The organism is Sphingomonas sp. (genome assembly GCF_048595155.1).
Taxonomy (GTDB): Bacteria; Pseudomonadota; Alphaproteobacteria; order Sphingomonadales; family Sphingomonadaceae; genus Sphingomonas_I.
Genome location: NZ_JBMDXN010000110.1, coordinates 70,583 through 92,320, shown reverse-complemented (window position 1 = coordinate 92,320; position 21,738 = coordinate 70,583). Strand labels below are relative to the sequence as shown.

Sequence of the window (21,738 nt, the reverse complement as noted above, 5' to 3'; positions counted from 1 at the left end):
TAAGCATCACGGTCAGCAGCAACGGCCGCGACTGCCGGCACCATAGCGGGCCTGCTGACGCATCGCGAAGAAGGCGCTGGCGCTCAATACCGGCTCATCCGGATGGCATTGCGCCATATGCTCGCGATAAGCCCGATAATTGGGCACGCCGATGATCGTGCCGAGTGCCTCGACGATCCGCGCCACCCTCTGCCGCATCGACGTCATAGCGGCGCCGTAGCGGACGCTGTCTCCGCTGCATCACCTATGCCGGCGCGTAGCGCGCGAAGACTCGACCGTATCGCGAACCACAGGATCGAGAGAAGTATTGCGAGGAACAGGATGCAGAGAATTCCATCGATCCAGTCATTCATGACGATCCGGTGCATCTCCGCGGGGCTTTTCGCAGGCGCCAAAATCTCCCCTTCGACCAAGGATCGGCTGAACCTGCGGGCGTGCGCGAGGAAGCCGACATGCGGATCCGGCGAGGCCAGCTTCAGCATTCCCGCCAATACGGTGCAGGCGACGAGCCAAGTCGCCGGCACGATCGTGACCCACGAATATCGCGCCCGGCCCATCCGGAACAGCATCACCGTCGCAAGCATCAACGCGACGGCCGCCAGCATCTGGTTGGAGACGCCAAAGAGCGGCCACAGCGTGTTCACGCCCCCCAAAGGATCGGTGACGCCCTGATACAGGAAGAAGCCCCAGGCCCCCACGCACAGCAACGTCCCGATCAGAGCGGGGCCGAACGCGGACGTGTTGGCAAAGCGGGGCATGACCAGCCCGATCAGATCCTGCAGCATGAACCGCCCTGCCCGCGTCCCGGCATCAACCGCGGTGAGGATGAACAATGCCTCGAACAGGATCGCGAAATGATACCAGAAGGCCATGGCGGCCTTTCCGCCAAACACGCTGCTGAATACATGCGCCATGCCGACCGCCAGCGTCGGCGCACCGCCCGCGCGCGAGACGATGGTCGCTTCGCCCACGTCGCGTGCGGTGGCGTCGATCGTCTCGGCGGAGATCGGGAAACCCATCGCAGTGACAGAAGCGGCGGCCGTCTCGGATGTCGCTCCCACGACCGCCGGCGGGCTGTTCATCGCGAAATAGACGCCCGGATCGATGATCGATGCCGCCACCAGCGCCATGATCGCTACGAAGCTTTCCATCAGCATGGCACCATAGCCGACCAGCTTGGCGTCGGCTTCGCTGGCAATCAGTTTCGGCGTGGTGCCGCTGGCGATCAGGGCATGGAAGCCTGAGACGGCGCCGCATGCGATAGTGATGAAAAGGAACGGGAATAAAGGCCCCGACCAGACCGGTCCGGTGCCGTCCACGAAGCGCGTGATCGGCGGCATCTGCAGTACGGGCGCGACAAGCGCGATGCCAATCGCCAGGGCGGCGATCGCGCCGATTTTCAGGAACGTCGAAAGATAATCCCGGGGTGCCAGCAGCATCCACACCGGCAAGAGTGAAGCGACCGCGCCATAACCGACGAGGATCCAGCATAATTGCACGGGCGTGAAGGTGAACCAGCCCGCGAACATTGCCGACTGGGCGACATATTGCCCGCCAACAATGGCGAGGATGAGCCCAACGAAACCGATCAGCGACGCTTCACCCACGCGACCGGGGCGCAACCAGCGCATATAGACGCCCATGACGATCGCGAGCGGGATCGTCGCCGCGACGGTGAAGGTGCCCCAAGGACTGTTGGCGAGCGCACGCACCACGATCAGCGCCAGCACCGCCAGGATGATGATCATGATCAGGAAGGTTCCGAACAGGGCGATCCGGCCGGGGACCTCGCCCATTTCCATGCGCACGATCTCCCCCAGGGAACGGCCATCGCGCCGCATCGAAGCGAACAGGATCATCAGATCCTGGACAGCGCCCGCCAGGACAACACCGGCGAGGATCCACAGCATGCCAGGAAGATATCCCATCTGCGCCGCCAGCACCGGCCCCACCAGCGGCCCTGCCCCGGCAATCGCGGCGAAGTGGTGGCCGAACAGAACCTTCCGATCCGTCGCCACATAATCCAGCCCGTCTGCCAGCCGCACCGCCGGCGTGGGTCGATCGGGATCGACGCGAAGCACGCGCTCGGCAATGAACCGCGCATAGAAGCGATAGGCGATCAGATAGACGCACAGTGCCGAAGCCACGATCCACAACGCGTTGATCGGCTCGCCGCGCGCCGTAGCGACAACCGCCAGGGCAATGGTGCCAACGACCGCGACGGCGAGCCAACCCAGCTGACGCAACCAAAGCTTCAACGAAAACCTCCTCGCTAGTTCCGGAAGCCATGCCCGGAATTCCGCTCAAGGCCCAGTGCGATCCTATCCGCCCGCGCGTTGGCAAGTGCAGACACACGGCATTTTCGACCGAGAATGGGGATCTATGTATCGATGCTTAAAACATATCGAGGTTAAAAGAGCTTGGAAAAAGGCGTGCTGTACCTCTTGGCATGATCCCGAAAGGGCCGACACCTTAACATCTCTTAACCGCTTCGCTGCGTCTGCATTCCTTTATGCATCCAGCTGATGCAGCGCGATCTTCGTTCCAGCGACGCCTACCAGAACACGCTTTCATTCTATGAGCATCTGTTCGGCAGCGGGGTCTGGGGGGCGAGCGAACTCTCGATCGCGCCGGATGGGCGGTTCCTGCTGTTCTCGGGCATCCAGTGCAAGCACGGGGTGGAGGCCGGCCCCGTCTCCGACGTCTATCGCTACGACATTCAGGATCGATCACGCACGCTGCTGCGTGCTGACGCACGGTTGCCGCGACTGTCGCCGTGCGGCCAACAGGCAGCGCTTGTGCTGGAGGATCGTCTGAACAGCCGTGTCGTAATCTGCCAGTCCCTCACCGGCGAGACAGTATACACACTCCACGATCTGGGCCTGATCGAGCAGCTCGCCTGGTCTCCCGATGGTAAGCGGCTGATGCTGCTCATTCCCGGGCGATGCGCAGATGTCGCCGGCATCCACGGTGGTGTGGAGCTTCGGGATGATGGACTCGGCCCCTGCTGGCTACCGGACATTCTCCAACCAGAGGCAAAGGATCGCCGCCGCAATTGCTGGGTTTGGACCCCAGCTCAGGCGACGTTCCAACAACTCGATCTGCATGGGTTGAACGTCTGGGAAGCGAACTGGGTGGATGATCGCTCGATCGTTGCGGTGGCCAGCGAACGACCGTGTGAAAGTAGCTGGTACGCCGCCCGTTTGGTGATGATCGACGCCCGCGATGGACGCATCTCAACGCTTTACACGCCGACGGATCAGATCGGCACGCCAATGGCCGCACCGAACGGCGCGACGATCGCCTTCGTCGAGGCCCCTTGTAGCGATCGAGGCCTGGTATGCGGGACGGTCAAGATACTGGACATCGCCACGCGATCGGTGCGCGCGCTGCCGGTGCCGGATACCGATATTTCCAGCATCGCCTGGCGATCCAACGCAGACATACTCTATGCTGGCGTGAAAGGCTTGAAGACCGCCATCGGCACGATTGATGCCGCGACCGGCCGCGCGCGCGAAAGCTGGTCCTCCTCGACGCTCACGTGCGGAGACTATCTGCCGACGGCCCTTGCCTTCGGCGAGGGCGCCATCGCCGTTTTCGAAGGTTTCGCAACGCCACCGTTCATCGGACGGGTCTGCGGCCAACGCGTCCATATCGTTCACCCGCTGGACGGCGGGGCGGCACCCACCGGGACCGGCCGGATGGCCCATCGTGAATGGACGTCAAGAGATGGACTGACGATCGAGGGATTCCTCCTTCTACCGGAAGGTGGGGGCAAGGACATGCCCCTGCTCGTCGATCTGCATGGTGGCCCTATCTGGTGCCATCGCAACCGCTGGATGGCACGGCTACGCGCTGCACCGCTGCTGGTGCAGCAGGGCTGCGCCATCCTGTTTCCCAATCCACGCGGCTCGGTGGGGCGTGGAGACGCATTTGCGCGGCGCGTGATCGGCGATGTTGGCGGTGGGGATGCGACCGATTGCCTCGCGGGGATCGATACTCTCGTCGCGGCCGGCCTTATCGATCCGGCGCGAATTGCGGTGTCGGGCTCCAGCTATGGCGGCTTTCTGGCCGCATCGCTTGTAACCCACAACAGCCGCTTCGCAGCGGCCGTCGCCATCTCGCCCGTTGCAAACTGGTACAGCCAGCATTTCAGCTCGCAAATTCCTGCATTCGACGCCGGATTTTTAGGGGATGATCCCCGCAAACCGGCCGGTCCGCATTTTACCCGCAGTCCCGTTTTCGCAACGAATGGAGTGACGGCGGCTACGTTGATCCTTGCAGGCGGCCTCGACAGGAACACGCCGCCAGGCCAGGCGATCGAATTATATGGCGCCCTCGTCGAAGCAGGGGCAACGTGCGTCGCGGCCGTTTACCCGCAGAGTGGTCACAATGTTCGCAGCTATCCCGAATATGTCGATAGCGTAGCGCGGATCATGATCTGGCTCGACCAACATCTGTTGCCGGTCCCGGTCGCCGATCACTGACAACATGGTATTGTTGGATCGCCGGTCGGATGCTGTGGATCCGCACATCAAGCGACGTGATTTGGCCTAGGCTGCAACATCATGTCGATCATAAGCGCGGTCGCCAAGAACTTGGCACGACTATCCATTTTTAACATCCGCATGTAAGCGGAGGTTAATCTTCCCAGCAGAAGGTGGGTCGCAGGTCCAGCGGACGGAGTCCTTTGGCATTTCAATCCGATATGGTTAAGATTTAACGATGCCCGAGGTGAATCCCAGTCCGGAACGCTTCGATGTGGTTGCGCGACAATTTCGCGCGATGCGCGGCGTCCTGCTCGCGTGGTTCCGAAGGCGTGTGCCCGATCCCAGCGAGGCCGAAGATCTGCTGCAGGAAAGTTTCCTGCGGGTAACACAGCGGACTGACGGCGAGGCGATCCAGCAATTCGAAAATTACCTTTACCGAACCGCGCAAAGCGTTCTTGCAGATCGCAATCGTCGCCGCGGCGTTCGGGCGGCCGAGGCGCAAATGGCGCTGGAGCCGGATCGCTATGATGCCGATCAGGTTGATGCCCTGCGCGAGTTGTTGGCGAAGGAGAAACTTCGCCGGGTCGAGGCTGTTCTGATGACATTGCCCGAACGAACGCGTGCAATCTTCATACTACGGCGAATTGAAGGATTGCGTTATGGTGAGATCGCCGCCCGCTTCAGTATTTCCGTGAGCGCCGTCGAGAAACATATGGCCCGTGCAATCGAACATCTGCTGCGCAACGGGGGAGACCCCGCATGATTGTCAACAAGATTGCGCCGATCGACGTCGATGCACTTGATCCTATCAGCGCAGCGGCCTTGTGGCTGGAACGCTTACAGCGAGATGATGCTGGCCATTACGACGCGCAATTCCATCGCTGGCTCGCGGCGAGCGAGGCCAATCGCGCCGCCTGGGAACGGGCGCGGGATCTTTGGGACAGCTTCGAAGGGGCGGAGGGCACCGCAGAGTTTGACGGTCTGCGTCGCGAGGCTCTGGCCTTTGCACCGCGATCCCGTGCCTCGACCTGGATCCGCTATGCCGCTGCCGCGCTGTTGGTGGTGCTTGTCTCGAGCGCCGTACTGATCGGGTTGCGGAGAGCCGGAACCCCGCCCGCCCCTCAGATCGCAAGCACTGGCCAAGCCGATCTGCGCGGTTTCGGCGCTCCCGATTATGCCACCGGGGTCGGCCAACGGCGCAGCGTCACGCTCCCGGACTGGAGCAAGGTGTCGCTGGATGCCGACAGCGCGATCGACGTCGCTTATGTGGATGGCGCGCGGGCGGTGCGTCTACTGCGCGGGCAGGCTCTGTTCGATGTGGCCCATGATCCGGCACATCCTTTCCGCGTGGCGTCCGGCGACCGGGTGGTCACGGCCTTTGGCACAAAGTTCAACATTCGCCAGCGCCGCTATGAAACGCGCATCGCCCTTCTTGAGGGATCGGTTGGTGTCACCAAGGGCAATGATCCGCTCCATGTCGCGGCGGGCGCAGTGGAAATGCTGAAGCCAGGACAGCAGCTTACGGCGCGGGCCGGACAGGCCGACCGGATCGTTTCGGCTAGCTCAGGAGACAGTGTGGCATGGCAACGCGGAATGGTGCATTTCGATGCGGACACGCTTGCGGACGCTGTCGCCGAACTGAACCACTATAGCCGCGAGCAGTTGATCATCCGGGATCCCCAGGTCGGCGCCATGCGGATAAGCGGCACCTTTCGTGCCGGAGACGCTACGCGCTTCGCGCAAAGTCTGAGCATGCTTTATCCGGTACGCGTCACCCCGGCAGGTGATAACAGGTTGGAGATCACGCGGCAGCCTTAGGGCGCGGCGAATGCAGACTGCCGTTTCGATGCGATAGCGGCGTGGATGAGGAAATTGGGATGACGTGCGTCTTGGTGGTTGAACAACCGCTAAGAGGTTTAGGCTCATGCACCGCTGTATGGATCAGAACGACACATCCCTCGGCTTCATTGCGGAAATCAGCGGAGGCGAGATCACGAATATCGGCGCGATCGACGATGCTCCGGCTTGCACCAACCCGATCCGGATCGGCGCATTGGAGATTCTGCCGACGGCGCGCATCGTCCGCCTGAAGGGCGAAACGGTCGAGCTCGGAAGCCGCGCCTATGACGTGCTGATGACCCTGGTGGAACGGCGCGGGCAGATCGTGGCCAAGGACGTCATCATGGCGCATGTGTGGCCGACCACGACAGTGGAAGAGATCAATCTCCGGGTGCAATTGAGCTGCCTGCGCCGCGCCCTTGGCGAAGAGCGGTGGCGGATCAAGACGATCCCCGGCCGCGGCTACATGCTGGCGGATGATGATCCCTATCGGGCCAGCACGCCTCTTCCGGAACACGGCGAGCCTGTCTCCAAGGATCCCATCCTCATCATCGAAGCGAGCAGCGAAAACCGCAAACTGATCCGACACATGCTCGCGCGAGTGGGTGCGCGGGTGGAGAGCTTCGCATCGCTCACCGAATTCCTGAACAATCGTCGATCCCCGTCGCGCGCGGAACAGGCCGGCCTCGCTGCCATGGCCAGCGCGTTGGGCGATGGTAGCCAATGCTGAAACGGGCGGCGACGATGCCGCCCGCGAGACCTGAAGCCGGCTTGCCAATCAGGCCGGGGGGCCCTTACGGCGCCTTCTGCAACACCGTGTTGGGCTGACCAGGCGGCGCGAAATCGATCACGAGCAATTCGACCGGCACGTGGCCCATGTTGCGCGCGCGGTGCCATTTCTGAACATCTTCGACCACGAATTGTCCGCTTGCGAACTGCATCACATGGCCGGTTTCCGCGTTCGTGACCTCCAGCGCCCCGCTGATCAGATAGCCATAGCGGGGAAAGAGATGCTTGTGCACGGGCAGCGACGCCCCAACCGGAATCACATATTTCGAAACAGTCGCCTGTAAATGCCCGGCCGGCATGACGATCGGATCGCCCGAATTCGTGGTCGCGCCTTCGAAGAGCTTTCGGACGACCACCGCGTTCGCAGCGGCCGGCGCCGACCCAGCCTGCGCCTGGGCGCGCCCCTGTATGGCCGCGGCAAGCGCCACCGCCGACAGGAAAATGGGGACTATCTGTTTGGCCTGCATTTCAGCGATCACTCCTTATCTGCAATCGTGCAGATAGACGGAATCCGGGCTTCAAAGCCTCGTTGCCGTCTGTAAAAAGATGTAACACCTGCTCGCTATGCGACCCCACCTCGATATGCCAAGTTCACATATAGGCGAAATTCGGCATTGTTACGGCGGCTCTATTTCATATCGACACACAATTAATATTATTAACGCAGATAAATTTTCGATTTTTACGCGCTGATTGTACAAAATGCGCAATGTCGATCTATCTTTATCAGGGCGGAGCTGGCCGATACGACACCGATGCCGGTTGCGCTCCAATCGGTCTGAGGATCAATTTCCTCCAGCTCGGGGCCCACCAGGTCACGCATGAAAGCAGCCGTGCCGCAGCGGCTTGACCGCCGACGGGTATTACGCCCGCTCACTTCGGCAGGCCTTGTCCTCACCCTTTGCGCTGCTGCGGCGACGACCAGCCATGCCCAGCCGCAACGGGAAGATGTGCAATTCTGGTCGACGGTCACCCTTACGGCGTCGTCGACGCATTGGGATTTCAGGGGTGACGTGAATTCCGGCCTGACCGACGATGCGTCGCGCGCCGGGCGACTGCTCCTGCGCGGAATCCTGTCCTATCATATAACCGAGAAACTGTCGGCTGGTGGCGGCTACACCTACTTCAGCATCAACGATGGGATAGGGTCGCGCTTCAAGGAGCACCGGCTGGTTGAGGAGATCAGTTACCGCTCCTCGCAACATTCGGATCATACGCGGCTGACGCTGCGCATGCGCGTCGAACAAAGGATTCCGGAAAAGGGCGATCAGGTTGCGACGCGCTTGCGGCAATTCACGCGGATCGACCTGCCGATCCGCAGCGATGGCCTCAAAACGATTGCTTGGAATGAGATGTTTTACTCGGTGAATGCGACCAACTGGTCCAGCCGTTCCGGCTTCTCGACCATGTTCAACTTCGTCGGCGTGGGCGTACCATTGCGACCAGGGTTAAGCGCCGAGCTCGGCTACCTCAACCAAACTAACTTCCGCCCCGGCCGCAACGGCGTGCGCCATATCGCGCAAGCAACGCTGCTTGTGACGCTGTGAACGGCTGGATCACCTGATGGCGAGCTGCGCCGGCACATGCCGTACGCAACCCGCCATGCGCCGCCATCAGACAGATCGCGGCAGGGTGGAAAGGTTCATGCCGTAGCCGCCAGCATGCGCTGACGTGCATCATAGGCTGCCTTGAACGTCTGCTTCACCGGATCGAGCGCCTGCACGAATTCAAGTTGCTCACCCTCCGGCCCCTTGCAGTAAATCAGCGTCCAGCCGTTCGACTTCCCCTGCCGAATGGGATTGGTATTCGCGCTCATGGGCAATGCCTTGCGTTCGGCCTCCGTCTGCACCGTGACGATGCGATTGGCGCGCACTTGCGTCATGCCGCGACGCGCAGATTCCGCCTCGAGATCATGGATGAATTTATTGAAGTCGACATCGTCACGAATGTAGAAACAGATGTGCATCGAGCGCGGATAAGCAGGGCTCATATGATCCCGCGGCTCCGCCCAGCTGTCCCCATGATCCTGGGGCTGAACGGCATCGCGATAGTGAAGCAACTCGACCACGACATTGTCGAACTGGACGAAACGAACATCCAGTCGCTGGGCACCGCCCTTGAGGTCCGGTACGCCGATGGTGCGCGGATCGATCTTCTGCTCGTGTGCCAGTATCTCCTGATCCAGCATCAGCGTATTTTGCACGGCCTCACCCTTGAAGTCGCCATCCCGCATGACTTCGGTACCGCCCAAGACTTCGGTGTAGAATTCGAATGCGCGATCCAGATCCTGAACCGTTACTCCAAAATGCTGGATCCCCTGGAGACGGAGGCCAAGCGGCGCCTGATCACGATCCCGGACCTTGCCGCGCGGCGGCTGGGATGACGCGGAGCCGCCTGACACGACAGCGGAGGTTGCAAGGCCGGCCATGGTGGCCAAGCCGGCCGTCTTCAACAGATCGCGTCGTTCATAAATATTGGCACCATCACTATCATTATCGATCATGACATATCTCCTCTTGGCGGATCTGGATGATGAAATCCGAAGAAGGAGAAAAGATCAGATAGTTTATTGTTAAACAGACCATTCAAAATAAGGCGCGACAGTACAGTGATTTATGCCTGTTAATTCAGATGATGGATTATCCGCCGGTTACACTCATATGGCGGGCAACCGTCGGCCCTGAACCCGGTTCTATCCGGAAATGATGCCGAGCCGGCTTGTGTGCCAAGCCATGATCAATCGCCGCATCCAGCGCAGGGGCACCTCCCGCGCGCAAGGCATGCCGCAGGTCGACCGCATCATCGTGCCCCAGGCACGTATAAAGTTTGCCGTCCGTCGTCAGCCGGACGCGATTGCAGCCATCGCAGAAGTTCGCCGTCAGCGGCGAGATCAGGCCGAGCCGCGTTCCCCAAGGGGATCGCCAGTAGCGCGCCGGACCCGACGTGCGGTGCGCATCACGCTCGAGCGCGAACTCGCCCGACAGCCGCTCCAGGATTTCGGTTAGCGGCACGAACCGGTCCGCGCGATCCTCATCAATCGCGCCCAGCGGCATGGTCTCGATCAGGCTGAGATCGAACCCCTGCACACCGCACCAGCGCAGCATTGCCGGAACTTCCGTGTCGTTAAGCCCCGCCAGCACGACCATATTGATCTTTACGGCCAGGCCGCAGCCCTTGGCCGCATGCAGGCCGGCCAAGACCTTGTCGAGGTCGCCGCGCCGCGTAATCTGCCGGAAGAGAAGCGGATCGCGTGTGTCCAGGCTGACGTTGATCCTCTTTACGCCGGCGCTGTGCAGCCGGGCCGCACAGCGTTCCAGTTGCGTGCCGTTGGTTGTCAGCGTCAGTTCTTCCAGCCCCTGCCCAAGATGCGTGCCGAGATCCTCGATCAGGTCCAGGATATCGCGCCGCACGAGCGGTTCGCCACCGGTGATCCTGACCTTCCGGACCCCGCGCGCGATGAAGCGTCCCACGATCGTGGCAATATCATCCCGCCCCATTAGCTGGGTACGGGGGAGGAAGCGCATCTGCTCGCTCATGCAATAGCGACAGCGCAGATCGCAGCGGTCTGTCACGGAGACGCGCAAATAGTCGATCGTGCGGCCATATCGATCGATCAGGCCGGCAACCGAGGCCCCGCCCGTCATGATAGCGCGCCCGCCAAACGGCGCGGCTCCTCCCATGACGCTTCAGGGACAGCGATGGATGCCGCCACTTCCGCCGATGTCCGATCGATATGCGCAGCATAGGCCTGAACAATCTGCGCCAGGATCGAGACGGCCAACGTGTCCGGATCTCTTGCGGCGGGGATCAGCCCGATCGGCGCACGGACCCGCGCGATCGCCTGGGCCGAGCAGCCGCGCGCCAGCAAGGCCTCGGCTCGCCCCTGCCGTGTCGCCGCGCTGCCCATCGCGCCGATGTAGAAGGATGGCGTGGCGAGCGCCTGACACAGAAGATCACCTTCCCAATCATGATCGTGAAAGAGGAAGACGATCGCGGTATAGGCATCGGCCCCGAGGGTGGGCGCCGCACTGGGCGTCAACAGCGGCGACCCGGCCGCGCCGACGTCTTCGAGAACGGAACGGTCCGGGCTGAATACCGCGACGTCGGGCGTGTAAGCCCACGCCAGTTGCGTCAGCGATACCGCCTCCCGTCCCTGGCCGATGATGACCAACCGTGGGTCGGGATGATGGCGCACGTGGAAGATCCCATCGCTCCACCCGACCATGTCCGACGCCCCCGCAGCCAAGCCACCCAGATCCAGTTGCAGGCTCGCGCATCGTCTCGCCTCCAACAGGTCGATCAGACGGGCAAGCTGGTCCGCCGGCGGATCGGGCGTGAACAGCAGGTCAATCCCACCGCCACAGGGCAAGCGAATGTCCAGATACGGAGATCCGAGCCCGAACCTGACCTGCCTGCTCTGCCTCTCCTCAAGCACCGCCAAGGCCTCGGCGACGATGGCCGCCTCGACACAGCCGCTCGATAGCGCGCCGATGAAGGTTCCGTCCTCGCACACGCCCATATGGGCACCGGGCGCGCGCGCCCCACGTCCAATGACATCGGTGAGCGTCACCAAGACAACGCGCCGCCCTTGATCGGCAGCGGCGCGCAAGAAGCGGAAGATGGAAAGTGCGCCCTTCACGGTCGGCAAAGCCGCTTTGCCCGATACCGCGGCGTCGCCCGAGCCTGGCAGCGTTCTACGGATTTATGCACAGCGACACCGGTCATCGCCGAATGGCCGACGCTGCCGAACATTGCGGGACCGGTTCCGGAAACCTGTTCAGCCTGGTATCGAAGCACAGATGGGGAGCCCTGAAATCATGATCTTGCTCAGACCCGAGCCTGATCGTCGCGTAAGCACATCGCTCCACATACATCATGGTCAGTTGCACTTCCATTTTCTGGCCCGGGCCAGGACTGTATCGAATACTAAATATACCAGATCGATGAACCCCACAGTCTTAAAGGATGTGAATTGTTAATAGGGACGACTTGTCACTCGCCCGCCGCGTCTCGTTCGGGCGCTCTGCCAGGCGAGATGAACCCCATGTCGATATAGGCCAACGCTGCGAGGAAGTAGGCACCGATGCTCAAGGACGGCGAAACGAAGCCGACCAGCAGCGCAGATCCATAGATTGCGGGGCCGATCAGGAAACGGCGACGCACCGTTTGATAACGGGCGTCCGTCATGCTGTCATCGTACAGGCCTCGCGCCCTCGCCCATCGCAGCGTCATGTTGAACGTCAGAGCCTGGCCCAGTGCGATCACGGCGTAGATGATCGTCGCGATCCTCAGGTTGTTCGCCTCGTGATCGTCCCAATGCACGGCCACCAGCTTCGCAGCCCAGGGCAGCACGGCGATGAAGAGGAGAAGTATCAGGTTCAGCACCAGCAAACCTTGATCTGCGGTCCGGATCATCTGCCAAAGATTATGATGCACCAGCCACATCTGGCCGACGACCAGGAAGCTCATTCCGAACGCCAGATAAGAAGGCCATGCCCTAAGGAGATCTGTCGCCAGGTCGCTGCCGGCATGTGCGCCCGTCTGCATCAGATCATAGGCGATCAACGTGGATATAATCGCAAAGACGGCGTCGCTATAAGCTTCAGCCCGATGATATCCGCTGTCCCGGCTCCGCCTCAGAGGTGAAGACACGATAATCGCTCCAGCCTGCATGTTGCACATCAACGCCGCCGTTGCGGATTTTCTCAACGCGTAAGGCAATTTAACCTTATTTCATCGGACCTGCGATATCCTTGATCTTATCCGATACTGCGAAGCGAACGAGGAGTCGCGCAATGCAGATGTTGGAACACGCCACCGATGATTTTCCCAACCAATCGACGATCGAGGCGGCGCCCGCCACCCCGGTGGCTGCGATCACATCGCTCATCGTGCGCGGCGGCCAAGGCGACGCGATCGTCCAGGCCTTCAAGAATGCCCTCATCAGCCAGCCGGCAAAGCGCCGGCACATCATGACGCTGCTGCTGCAGCAAGAAAATGGGCTGAGCTTCGTCATCTCCCTGTTCAGAAGCAGGGAGGATCTGCAGCAATGGCAGGCTGCCGCCGAGCGCCAGCAGATGATCAAGGCTTTTGAAGATCATTCACTGCGTCAGCTCTGCACGATCCATCATCGGGTCGCCAAACTGACCGTGCCCAGCGACGAATCCGGGCCCAAGTGGAAAGTGCTGCTGACGACGTGGCTGTCGATGCTCCCGCTTTTACTGCTTCTCAACGGGACCTTCCTGCTGCTCGTGCCCGATATCCCGTGGCCCATTCGGCTGATCATGACGTCCTTCCTCCTGTCGATCAGCGTGATCTGGTTTGTCTCACCCTTCAGCCGAAGGATCACCAGAACTTGGCGCTTGAAACATCAGCAGATGCGGATCGAGGTACTTCCATAGATTTAACAAATAATTGCTCTTCTAGTTAGCGCTAGAAAACATGAATTAACTGCACCAACAATGACCAATGATGGATTTACTCCATGCTTAAGATCAGGTCGGGAGATTAAAATGACTCTTGCAGCATTCGAAATGTCACGACGCCACGTTCTTGCTGCGACCGCGGCGGCCCCCGTGAGGGCGGGTGCCGCCGCAAGCCCGGACGCTGCGAAAGTGAGTGACAGCACGCCTTCAGAGCGCGTCAGCTTGACGGTGAACGGCAAGGTTTACCAAAGCACGATCGATCCCCGCACGACGCTACTGGATCTGTTACGCGACCATCTGCGCCTGACCGGCACCAAGAAAGGCTGCGATCACGGTCAATGCGGAGCCTGTACGGTGCTCTCCGACGGACACCGGATCAATTCCTGCCTCACCCTCGCGGTCATGCAGAGCGGGCGGGAGATCACGACGATCGAAGGGATCGGGTCCGCCGAGAAGCTCCATCCTTTGCAACAGGCCTTCCTCGATCATGACGGCTATCAGTGCGGATATTGCACGCCAGGCCAGATTTGTTCGACGGTGGGCGCGCTGGACGAGGTGCGGCGCGGCGTACCCAGCCATGTAACGACCGACATCACGGCGCCGATGAAGCCGACCGACGTCGAAATGCGGGAGCGGCTGAGCGGCAATATCTGCCGCTGCGGAGCCTATGCCAACATCCACAAGGCGATCGCCCAGGTGGTGGAGACCCAGTCATGATCCCTTTCACGTATGAACGCGCATCCTCCCTCACCGCTGCCGTGGAGACGGTCTCGAGCACCGAAGGCGCCCGCTACATCGCCGGCGGCACCAACCTGCTTGATCTGATGAAACTGCAGATTGAGCGCCCCACCCACCTGGTCGATATCCAGGATCTGGCACTGGACGGGATTGAAGCGACACCGCAGGGCGGCCTGCGCATCGGTGCGCTGGTCAGCAACGCTGCACTGGCGACCGATCCTCGGATCCGGCGCGATTATGGCGTGGTCAGCCGCGCGATCGTGGCCGGTGCCTCCGGTCAGCTGCGCAACGCGGCCAGCGTGGGCGGAAACTTGCTGCAGCGCACGCGATGCCCCTATTTCTACGACACCAATCTGCCCTGCAACAAGCGTGTGCCGGGCAGCGGCTGCTCGGCCATCGCCGGCTTCTCCCGTTCGCTGGCGATCATCGGTGCCAGCGAAAGCTGCATCGCGACCTATCCCGGGGACATGGCAATCGCGTTGCGCGCGCTGGACGCTACGATCGAGACGATCAATGCCGCGGGCGAGCGACGCATGCTTGCACTGGACGAATTCTACCGACTTCCCGACGAAACGCCGCAGTTCGACAACGTTCTCGCCAAGGGCGAGCTGATCACCGCCGTGATCCTGCCGAGGCCAGCCGGTGGTACGCACCTTTATCACAAGGTGCGCGACCGTGCCTCTTACGCCTTCGCCCTTGTCTCCGTCGCGGCGGTTATCCAACGGGACGGAAGCGCACGCGTCGCCTTTGGCGGTGTTGCGCCCCGGCCGTGGCGCGTTCCCGAGGCCGAAGCGGAGGTCGCCAGCGGGTCGCGCCGCGTCGTCGAACGCGCCTTTGTCGGCGCCGCCCCCACGCAGCAGAATCAATTCAAGCTTTCCCTCGCCGAGCGGACGCTCGGTCTGGTCATGCAACAGGCGAAAGGAATCAGCGCATGAGGTTCGATACGCCCGCCGGGCTCAATCCCATCGATCAGCAGCGTGTCATCGGCAAGCCGATCACGCGGGTCGACGGCCCGCTCAAGGTAAGCGGTGCCGCGCCATATGCGTATGAGCGACATGATGTCGTCCCCAATCAGGCTTATGGCTTCATCCTGGGTGCCGCGATTGCCAAAGGCCGCGTCGAACATATCGACGTGGCGAAGGCACGGACCGCGCCCGGCGTGATCGGCGTGGTCACGACGCTGGACATGCCGCCGCTGCAGCAGGGCGAACATAATATCGCGACGCTGTTCGGTGGGCCCGATATCGTTCACTATCATCAAGCCATCGCGATCGTCGTCGCCGAGACGTTCGAGCAGGCGCGCGCGGCGGCGCATCTGATCGTGGTGGATTATGCGCGCTCGCCCGGCTCATTCGATCTCCAAAGCGCAAGCGCCTCCGCCAAGGTCACGCCGGACAAGGGCAATCACGGTCCCGATGCACCACCTGTGATCAAGGGGGGCGATTTCGCCGCCGCCTTCCGGGATGCCCCGGTGAAGCTTGATCGCACATATACGACGCCCGTGCACAGCCATTCTCCGATGGAGCCGCATGCCAGCATTGCGGCATGGGACGGTGACAAGCTGACGATCTGGACTTCATCGCAGATGATCGGCTGGTGGCATCCGGATGTGGCCCGCGCGCTATCGCTTCAGCCGGAACAACTTCGCCTCGACTCTCCGTTCATCGGGGGCGGCTTCGGCAGCAAACTCTATATGCGGTGCGACGCCGTGCTCGCCGCACTCGCCGCCAAGGCGGTCAAGCGTCCGGTAAAGGTCGCCCAGGCACGCACCTTCATGTTCAACAACAGCACGCATCGGGCGGCGACGATCCAACACATCCAGCTCGGCGCCAAGCGTGACGGCACACTGGTAGCGATCAGTCACACCAGTACCAGCGGCAATCTGCCGAAGGCCACGCCGGAGCCGGCCGCGGCCCAGACCGCCCTCTTATATGCTGCAGCAAACCGCGCAGTGACTTTGCGGCTTGCCACGCTCGACCTGCCGGAGGCCGCCGATATGCGCGCGCCCGGCGAGGCGCCGGGACTGATGGCGCTCGAGATGGCGATGGACGAGCTTGCCGAACAACTCGGGATGGATCCGGTGGAATTGAGGATCCGGAACGATACCCAGGTTGATCCCATCGATCCCAGTCGCCCGTTTTCGCAGCGCCATCTGATCGAATGCCTCAGAACCGGTGCAGAACGGTTTGGCTGGGCGCGACGCAACCCGAAGCCCGGCCAGGTTCGTGACGGAGAATGGCTGATCGGCATGGGCGTCGCGTCCGGCTTCCGGAACAACCTGATCCAGCCTTCCGCAGCCCGCATCACGCTTGAACCGTCTGGCGCCATCACCGTCGAAACGAGCATGACCGACATCGGCACGGGCAGCTACACCATCATCGCGCAAACAGCGGCCGAGATGCTGGGCGTCGATGTCCAGGACGTGACGGTTAAATTGGGCGACTCCCGCTTTCCCAAGGCGTCGGGATCGGGCGGCCAATGGGGTGCCAATAGCGCGACATCGGGGGTCTATGCCGCGGCGATGGCGCTACGCAGATCCATTGCAGAACGGCTTCAGATCAATCCCGATCAGGCGCAATTTGCCGGTGGCAATGTGACCGATGGAACTCATAGCGCCGCGCTACGCACCGCCGCCAAAGACGGCCCGATCATCGCGGAAGACGGCATGGAATATGGGGATCTGGCAAAAAAGTATCAGCAATCCACCTTCGCTGCGCATTTCTGCGAAGCAGCCGTAAACGCCTATACGGGCGAGATGCGGATTCGCCGGCTGTTGGCGGTCTGCGACGCGGGACGCATCCTCAATGCAAAGACCGCCCACAGCCAGGTGATTGGCGGCATGACCATGGGGGTCGGCGCAGCACTGATGGAGGAACTGGCGGTAGAGAAGCGCTTCGGCCTGTTCATCAATCATGATCTCGCGGGATACGAGGTTCCGGTCCATGCCGACATTCCGGATCTCGACGTCGTGTTTCTGGATTATCCGGACGACAAATCATCGCCCATGAAGGCAAAGGGCGTGGGTGAGCTCGGCCTCTGCGGGGTCGGCGCGGCCGTTGCGAACGCAGTCTATAATGCGACCGGCGTCCGTATTCGTGACTATCCGATCACGTTGGACAAGCATCTCGCGCATTTGCCAGCGATCGCATGATACAGGGGGGCGATCATGACGATCGCCCCACCGTTACGGGCTATCAAAGCACCGCGGTCATGCTGCCTCGAGAAAGCTTCGCACGATGCGGTTATATTGCTGAGGTTGCTCGACCATCGTCAGATGCGAGCAACCCGGCATCACCACCAGCTTGGCGCGTCCTGCAACGCCTTTTTGGATCGTCTGGTGACAGTCCATCGTGATCTCATCGAACTCGCCGGTCGTGAGCAGGGTCGGCTGGGTAATGGTGCCCAGATCCGCACGCCTGTCCCAATCCTTGATTTTGCCGGTGATCGTGAACTCATTGGGTCCGTTCAGCACGCGGTAGGCGATCGATTTGGCCAAGGCATCGAAGCTCACGAGCGCATCGGGCGTCGGCGGAACCCGAAGCACGAAGCGATCGTAAAATTGCTGCACCAGCGCGGCATATTCGGGCGTTTGCATCTTGCCGGCCGTTTCCAGCATATCCAGCTTCCTGGCATAGTCGCCCGGCATGCTGTTGATCAGCCGTCGCATGCCGGCGCTTGCCTGCGGAACGCTGGGAAGTGCGCCCGCCAGGATCAGCTTCTCGACGCCCGCGCCTCGTTTCTGGCATAGATATTCAATCGCCAGCAGCGTTCCCCAGGAATGACCGTAGAGGATCACCCGGTCCAGACGCAGCGCCTTGCGCACCGCATCGAGCTCCTCGACCGAACGCTGGATGGTATAGATCGCATCGTCGGCGGGAGCGTCCGCTTTCCCACAGCCTAGTTGATCGTAGAAGATCACCGGCCGATCCTCGGCGAGCGCGCTCATCGACAGAAGATAATTGTGCGCGGCACCGGGGCCGCCGTGCAGGGTCAACAACGGCGTCTTCGATCCATTGCCGAAGCGCCGCCAGTAAATGCGCCCTCCGGGCACGTTGGCATAGCCATCTGCGCTGGGAATAGCGGCGGTGACCGGGATCGCCGCACCGCCCACAGGGCCGATGCCCGCAATGGCCAACAGAGCCGCACCGCCTGCCAGACTTCGCCGCCGGCTCCACTGTAACGAACTGTCCACCAGCTCTCGCTCCCTCATCATAGCGTATATCCACACTGTAATATTAAATCTCGCCACGTTTTCGAGTGACGGTCGACCCCGATAACGATGTTTAACGGACTATTGATCGGAACCTGCACCGAATTGACACGCTATTTGCGGCGATACTTGCAGCGATGGTTTCGCACCACTGCGGGCGCGTGTCCTTCAGAATTGAAATCCAATGGACAACCCTAAATCGATCCCATTGCTGCCGCTCGTTGCAGTCGTAGCTATTCTGGAGATTGTCTTTCTTCTCAGCTGCGAACCGCAGCCGTCTCAGTTCCAGCGCCACGCAAGCTTTCCGGCAAAGGCCGGACCGGAGGATGCAGGCACTGCGCTCGCCATTCCATGCCCGCTTGCGAAGGCGCGCCCGCGCTGATCTGCGCGGGAATCGTCAAAGATGATGCCGGATCGCGCGTCGCATCAACGCAGCACAGGCCATGGCGCCACAGCCACCAGACACGAGCCAATGCCATCCGGCGCCGAACAGCAAGGCGGTGACGACCCCATCGGCAACAATTCCGAAGGTGCAGGAACCTGCAAACGGCAACAGAGCAAGATACCATCGCCAGCGGCCGCAGGTACGGTTGGATACGATCGTGCTGATCGCAAACACCGCTCCACACGATGCCAGGCCCGACAGCGCTGCGGCAGCGCCAATCGGGCAGCGCAACAGCCCGAACAAAGTGCCGAGTATCACCAGGTTGGCCAGCAACCCGGCCGCGGCGAGCGTCGCATTCGACACATCCTGTGCCCTTATGGCGCCGCCGCTGCGATGCTCGATGAGCATTGCTGCATACTCCCACATGACCTTGGTCGACAATTTGCTCGTGCCGCGGGTGCGCGACGCGAAGGTGAGCGGCACCTCGGCAACACGCAGCACACGATCGGACGCGAGGATGATATCCAGCAGGATCTTGAATCCGACCCCGGAAAGGCGATGCGCCACCTGTTGCATCACGCCACGTCGCATAGCGAAATAGCCGCTCATCGGGTCGCTCAGCGGAACCGAAATCGCTTGGTTCGCAGCCCATGTGGCGACGCGGCTGGCCGCAATGCGATGCTCGTCCCAATCGCCGGTCGAACCCCCGGCACAATGGCGGCTTGCATAGGCGATGTCGGCCTGCCCCCTCCGGAGAATGGCCAGCATCTCGCCCAGCAGGACAGGATCATGCTGAAGGTCGGCATCCATGACCGCGACATAGGGTGCCGACGACGCAAGGATGCCTTCGATGCATGCGGAAGACAGACCTCTTCGGCCGATGCGATGAAGGAGCCGAACGCGTGCATCTTCCCGATGCAGCGCGCGCGCCTGCTCTGCCGTGCCGTCCGGCGAATCGTCATCGACGATGATGATCTCCCAATGCACATCGGCCAGCACCGATCGGATCCGATCGACCAACTCGCTGATATTCGCCCGCTCATTGAAGGTCGGGATCACGACCGCGAATTCGGCAGGCGCAGCTCGTACAGCCGCCTGCACGCGTGTCAGCCCATCGCTGAACGGCAGTTGGTGCGCATGCGCCACATTCAGATCGAGAAGCATCATGTCCGGATCAACACAGCGTTTCGCCCATCCCCACATCCTTGTCGCGCACGCGGAAACGCGCGTTTACGTTGCAGACGGACTGTGTCGCCCTCGGCCTTTGTTTTACCCGTTCCAGGGAATAGGGTCTTGAAACACAGCAATAGTTGGCCCTGGAGGCCCTACCGGCTAGACGGCTGACATGCTGCCACCGCGAATAGGCCCTGTCCGACGATGCTCGACAACGGCCTGAAAGCCGTCTTCCTCGCGAACCGCGACAAGCTCTTGCGCTTTCTTGCCGCGCAAGGGGCGGGCGATGCTGCCGAGGATCTGTTGCAGGAATTATGGATCCGCGTGTCCGTGAGCATCTCCGGGCCGATCGCGCAGCCCCTCTCCTATCTTTATCGGGCCGCAAACAATTTGATGCTGGATCGCTATCGGGCAACCCGACAGGCGAGCAAACGGGATTCGGATTGGACCAACGTCGCAACCTCCGGACGCGACATGTCCGAAGAGCCGGCCGGCGAACGGCCACTCATCGCGCGCGAGCATCTGCGCATGGCGGAAGAGACCTTGGCCGGCCTTGGGGAGCGTGCTGCACATATATTTCGTCGACACCGCATCGACGGCATTCCGCAAAAGCAGATTGCGCAGGAATTGCAGATAAGCCTGAGCACCGTAGAAGCCGATCTCCGTAAAGCCTATCGCGCCATGCTGGATCTTCGGAGGCGTCTCGATGAGGCTTGACCCTAACGGCTCCGTCAAGGTTCACGAGGTATATCGATGAACCACAAATTAACTGACGAGATCGAGGATGAAGCGCTCGCGTGGCTCGTGCGCGTGCGCGATGATGATTTCGTCGCGTGGGAAGAACTCGAGCAGTGGCTCGGGGCCGATCCTCTTCATCTGGAGAGTTATCAGCGCCTCTCGGATGCTGATCGACGGTTGGATCCGATACTTCCGGGACATGGCCCAAAACCTCTTTTGCAGGATCAGGCACCTCCTGCGCAGCCGCGCCGTCGATATTGGGGCGGCGCCGCCGTTGCTGTCGCGGCAGCACTGATTGCGATGATCTCCGTCCCGCTCCTGCGGTCGGACAGCCATTATGATCTCATCACCGCGCCGGGCGAACAGCGGCAGCTTGTTCTGGCGGGCGGCACGATTGTTCGCATGAACGGCGGCAGCAAGCTCGTTCTGGATCGGGATAACGAGCGGTTCGCGAAGCTCGATCGCGGCGAGGCTTTGTTCGAAGTCCGTCACGATCCGGCGCGACCGTTCACGGTTCAACTGGATGGCGCACGGCTGGTCGATCTGGGCACACGCTTCAATGTCACCCGCTCTGCGACCGAAACCGACGTAGAGGTCTCGGAAGGCGCTGTGCAATATGTCGCAGCGGGCCAGCAGATCGATCTCGCCGCCGGCCAGCGCCTGCGCGTCAATTCGGCGGATGGCAGCGCCATACGCAGCAGCATCGCCCCGGCCTTGGTCGGCACATGGCCGCAAGGACGCTTCGTCTATTCCAATGAGCCGCTGTCGAAGGTGGCAGCGGATCTGGCCCGCTATTCCGGAACAGCCGTGCAGGTCGATCGCGACTTCGCCGATGAGCCCTTTACGGGTGTGGTCAGCGTGGCCGATCCGAAAGATCTGGCGCCACTGGCACCATTGTTCCGCGCCAGGGTAGTACGTGAGGGGAATCACTGGCGGATAACCCGATCTTGA

20 protein-coding genes are annotated in these 21,738 nt (G+C 61.5%); 11 read left to right on the top strand and 9 right to left on the bottom strand.

What is annotated here, in order from left to right:
* Nucleotides 1-12 precede the first annotated feature (12 nt).
* Together ACOJSI_RS17800 and ACOJSI_RS17795 are read right to left on the bottom strand one after the other, a co-directional pair.
* Nucleotides 13-207 carry a YbdD/YjiX family protein gene (locus ACOJSI_RS17800; protein WP_420139650.1) on the bottom strand — a complete coding sequence of 65 codons (195 nt, stop codon included), beginning with the start codon at nt 205-207 and terminating at the stop codon, nt 13-15.
* A complete protein-coding gene (locus ACOJSI_RS17795; protein ID WP_420139649.1) occupies nt 204-2,258 on the bottom strand; it encodes a carbon starvation CstA family protein in 2,055 nt (684 codons plus the stop codon). The genes ACOJSI_RS17800 and ACOJSI_RS17795 overlap by 4 nt, the downstream gene beginning before the upstream one ends.
* A 267-nt stretch (nt 2,259-2,525) precedes the next feature.
* On the opposite strand from ACOJSI_RS17795, the gene ACOJSI_RS17790 reads away from it, so the two are divergent.
* From ACOJSI_RS17790 to ACOJSI_RS17775, 4 genes are all read left to right on the top strand, one after another.
* Nucleotides 2,526-4,487, top strand: coding sequence for a prolyl oligopeptidase family serine peptidase (locus tag ACOJSI_RS17790; RefSeq protein WP_420139648.1), 1,962 nt, complete (start codon nt 2,526-2,528; stop codon nt 4,485-4,487).
* A 238-nt stretch (nt 4,488-4,725) separates the two neighbouring features.
* Nucleotides 4,726-5,253 carry a sigma-70 family RNA polymerase sigma factor gene (locus tag ACOJSI_RS17785; RefSeq protein WP_420139647.1) on the top strand — a complete coding sequence of 176 codons (528 nt, stop codon included), beginning with the start codon at nt 4,726-4,728 and terminating at the stop codon, nt 5,251-5,253.
* Nucleotides 5,250-6,308, top strand: coding sequence for a FecR family protein (locus ACOJSI_RS17780; RefSeq protein WP_420139646.1), 1,059 nt, complete (start codon nt 5,250-5,252; stop codon nt 6,306-6,308). Before ACOJSI_RS17785 ends, ACOJSI_RS17780 begins: the two co-directional genes overlap by 4 nt.
* 118 nt (nt 6,309-6,426) lie before the next feature.
* Nucleotides 6,427-7,059 (top strand): winged helix-turn-helix domain-containing protein, encoded by a 633-nt coding sequence (locus ACOJSI_RS17775; protein ID WP_420139645.1) that lies wholly within the window; start codon nt 6,427-6,429, stop codon nt 7,057-7,059.
* A gap of 64 nt (nt 7,060-7,123) precedes the next feature.
* Here the strand turns inward: ACOJSI_RS17775 and ACOJSI_RS17770 are convergent, their stop codons facing one another.
* Nucleotides 7,124-7,585 (bottom strand): cupin domain-containing protein, encoded by a 462-nt coding sequence (locus tag ACOJSI_RS17770; protein WP_420139644.1) that lies wholly within the window; start codon nt 7,583-7,585, stop codon nt 7,124-7,126.
* 366 nt (nt 7,586-7,951) lie between these two features.
* On the opposite strand from ACOJSI_RS17770, the gene ACOJSI_RS17765 reads away from it, so the two are divergent.
* Entirely contained in the window at nt 7,952-8,665 is a 714-nt protein-coding gene (locus tag ACOJSI_RS17765; protein WP_420139643.1) for a DUF2490 domain-containing protein, read from the top strand.
* Nucleotides 8,666-8,760: 95 nt separating this feature from the next.
* On the opposite strand, the gene ACOJSI_RS17760 is transcribed toward ACOJSI_RS17765, so the two are convergent.
* The 4 genes from ACOJSI_RS17760 to ACOJSI_RS17745 all read right to left on the bottom strand — a co-directional run bounded on the left by ACOJSI_RS17760 (nt 8,761) and on the right by ACOJSI_RS17745 (nt 12,791).
* Nucleotides 8,761-9,621, bottom strand: a complete 861-nt coding sequence (locus tag ACOJSI_RS17760; protein WP_420139642.1) for a VOC family protein — start codon at nt 9,619-9,621, stop codon at nt 8,761-8,763.
* 136 nt (nt 9,622-9,757) lie between these two features.
* A complete protein-coding gene (moaA, locus tag ACOJSI_RS17755; RefSeq protein ID WP_420139641.1) occupies nt 9,758-10,762 on the bottom strand; it encodes a GTP 3',8-cyclase MoaA in 1,005 nt (334 codons plus the stop codon).
* On the bottom strand, nt 10,759-11,757 hold the full coding sequence (locus ACOJSI_RS17750) for an XdhC family protein (RefSeq protein ID WP_420139640.1): 999 nt from the start codon (nt 11,755-11,757) through the stop codon (nt 10,759-10,761). The genes moaA and ACOJSI_RS17750 overlap by 4 nt, the downstream gene beginning before the upstream one ends.
* A 353-nt stretch (nt 11,758-12,110) precedes the next feature.
* Nucleotides 12,111-12,791 carry a TMEM175 family protein gene (locus tag ACOJSI_RS17745; RefSeq protein WP_420139659.1) on the bottom strand — a complete coding sequence of 227 codons (681 nt, stop codon included), beginning with the start codon at nt 12,789-12,791 and terminating at the stop codon, nt 12,111-12,113.
* Between the two features lie 122 nt (nt 12,792-12,913).
* Between ACOJSI_RS17745 and ACOJSI_RS17740 the strand changes: the two genes are divergently transcribed.
* The 4 genes from ACOJSI_RS17740 (at nt 12,914) to paoC (ending at nt 17,432) form a co-directional block, all read left to right on the top strand.
* The gene (locus ACOJSI_RS17740; protein ID WP_420139639.1) at nt 12,914-13,519 is read left to right on the top strand and encodes a hypothetical protein; all 606 of its coding nucleotides are present in this window, start codon (nt 12,914-12,916) and stop codon (nt 13,517-13,519) included.
* 111 nt (nt 13,520-13,630) lie between these two features.
* Nucleotides 13,631-14,260, top strand: a complete 630-nt coding sequence (locus ACOJSI_RS17735; RefSeq protein WP_420139638.1) for a 2Fe-2S iron-sulfur cluster-binding protein — start codon at nt 13,631-13,633, stop codon at nt 14,258-14,260.
* The gene (locus tag ACOJSI_RS17730) at nt 14,257-15,216 is read left to right on the top strand and encodes an FAD binding domain-containing protein (RefSeq protein WP_420139637.1); all 960 of its coding nucleotides are present in this window, start codon (nt 14,257-14,259) and stop codon (nt 15,214-15,216) included. The genes ACOJSI_RS17735 and ACOJSI_RS17730 overlap by 4 nt, the downstream gene beginning before the upstream one ends.
* Complete coding sequence (gene paoC, locus ACOJSI_RS17725; RefSeq protein ID WP_420139636.1) at nt 15,213-17,432, top strand: aldehyde oxidoreductase molybdenum-binding subunit PaoC; 2,220 nt, start codon at nt 15,213-15,215, stop codon at nt 17,430-17,432. Before ACOJSI_RS17730 ends, paoC begins: the two co-directional genes overlap by 4 nt.
* A gap of 57 nt (nt 17,433-17,489) precedes the next feature.
* Here paoC and ACOJSI_RS17720 read toward each other — a convergent pair whose 3' ends face one another.
* Complete coding sequence (locus tag ACOJSI_RS17720; protein ID WP_420139635.1) at nt 17,490-18,473, bottom strand: proline iminopeptidase-family hydrolase; 984 nt, start codon at nt 18,471-18,473, stop codon at nt 17,490-17,492.
* 415 nt (nt 18,474-18,888) lie between these two features.
* Entirely contained in the window at nt 18,889-20,043 is a 1,155-nt protein-coding gene (locus ACOJSI_RS17715) for a polyprenol monophosphomannose synthase (RefSeq protein WP_420139634.1), read from the bottom strand.
* Nucleotides 20,044-20,253: 210 nt separating this feature from the next.
* Here ACOJSI_RS17715 and ACOJSI_RS17710 point away from each other — a divergent pair, with 210 nt between their 5' ends.
* Nucleotides 20,254-20,766 (top strand): RNA polymerase sigma factor, encoded by a 513-nt coding sequence (locus ACOJSI_RS17710; protein WP_420139633.1) that lies wholly within the window; start codon nt 20,254-20,256, stop codon nt 20,764-20,766.
* Nucleotides 20,767-20,802: 36 nt separating this feature from the next.
* Nucleotides 20,803-21,738 (top strand): FecR family protein, encoded by a 936-nt coding sequence (locus tag ACOJSI_RS17705; RefSeq protein WP_420139632.1) that lies wholly within the window; start codon nt 20,803-20,805, stop codon nt 21,736-21,738.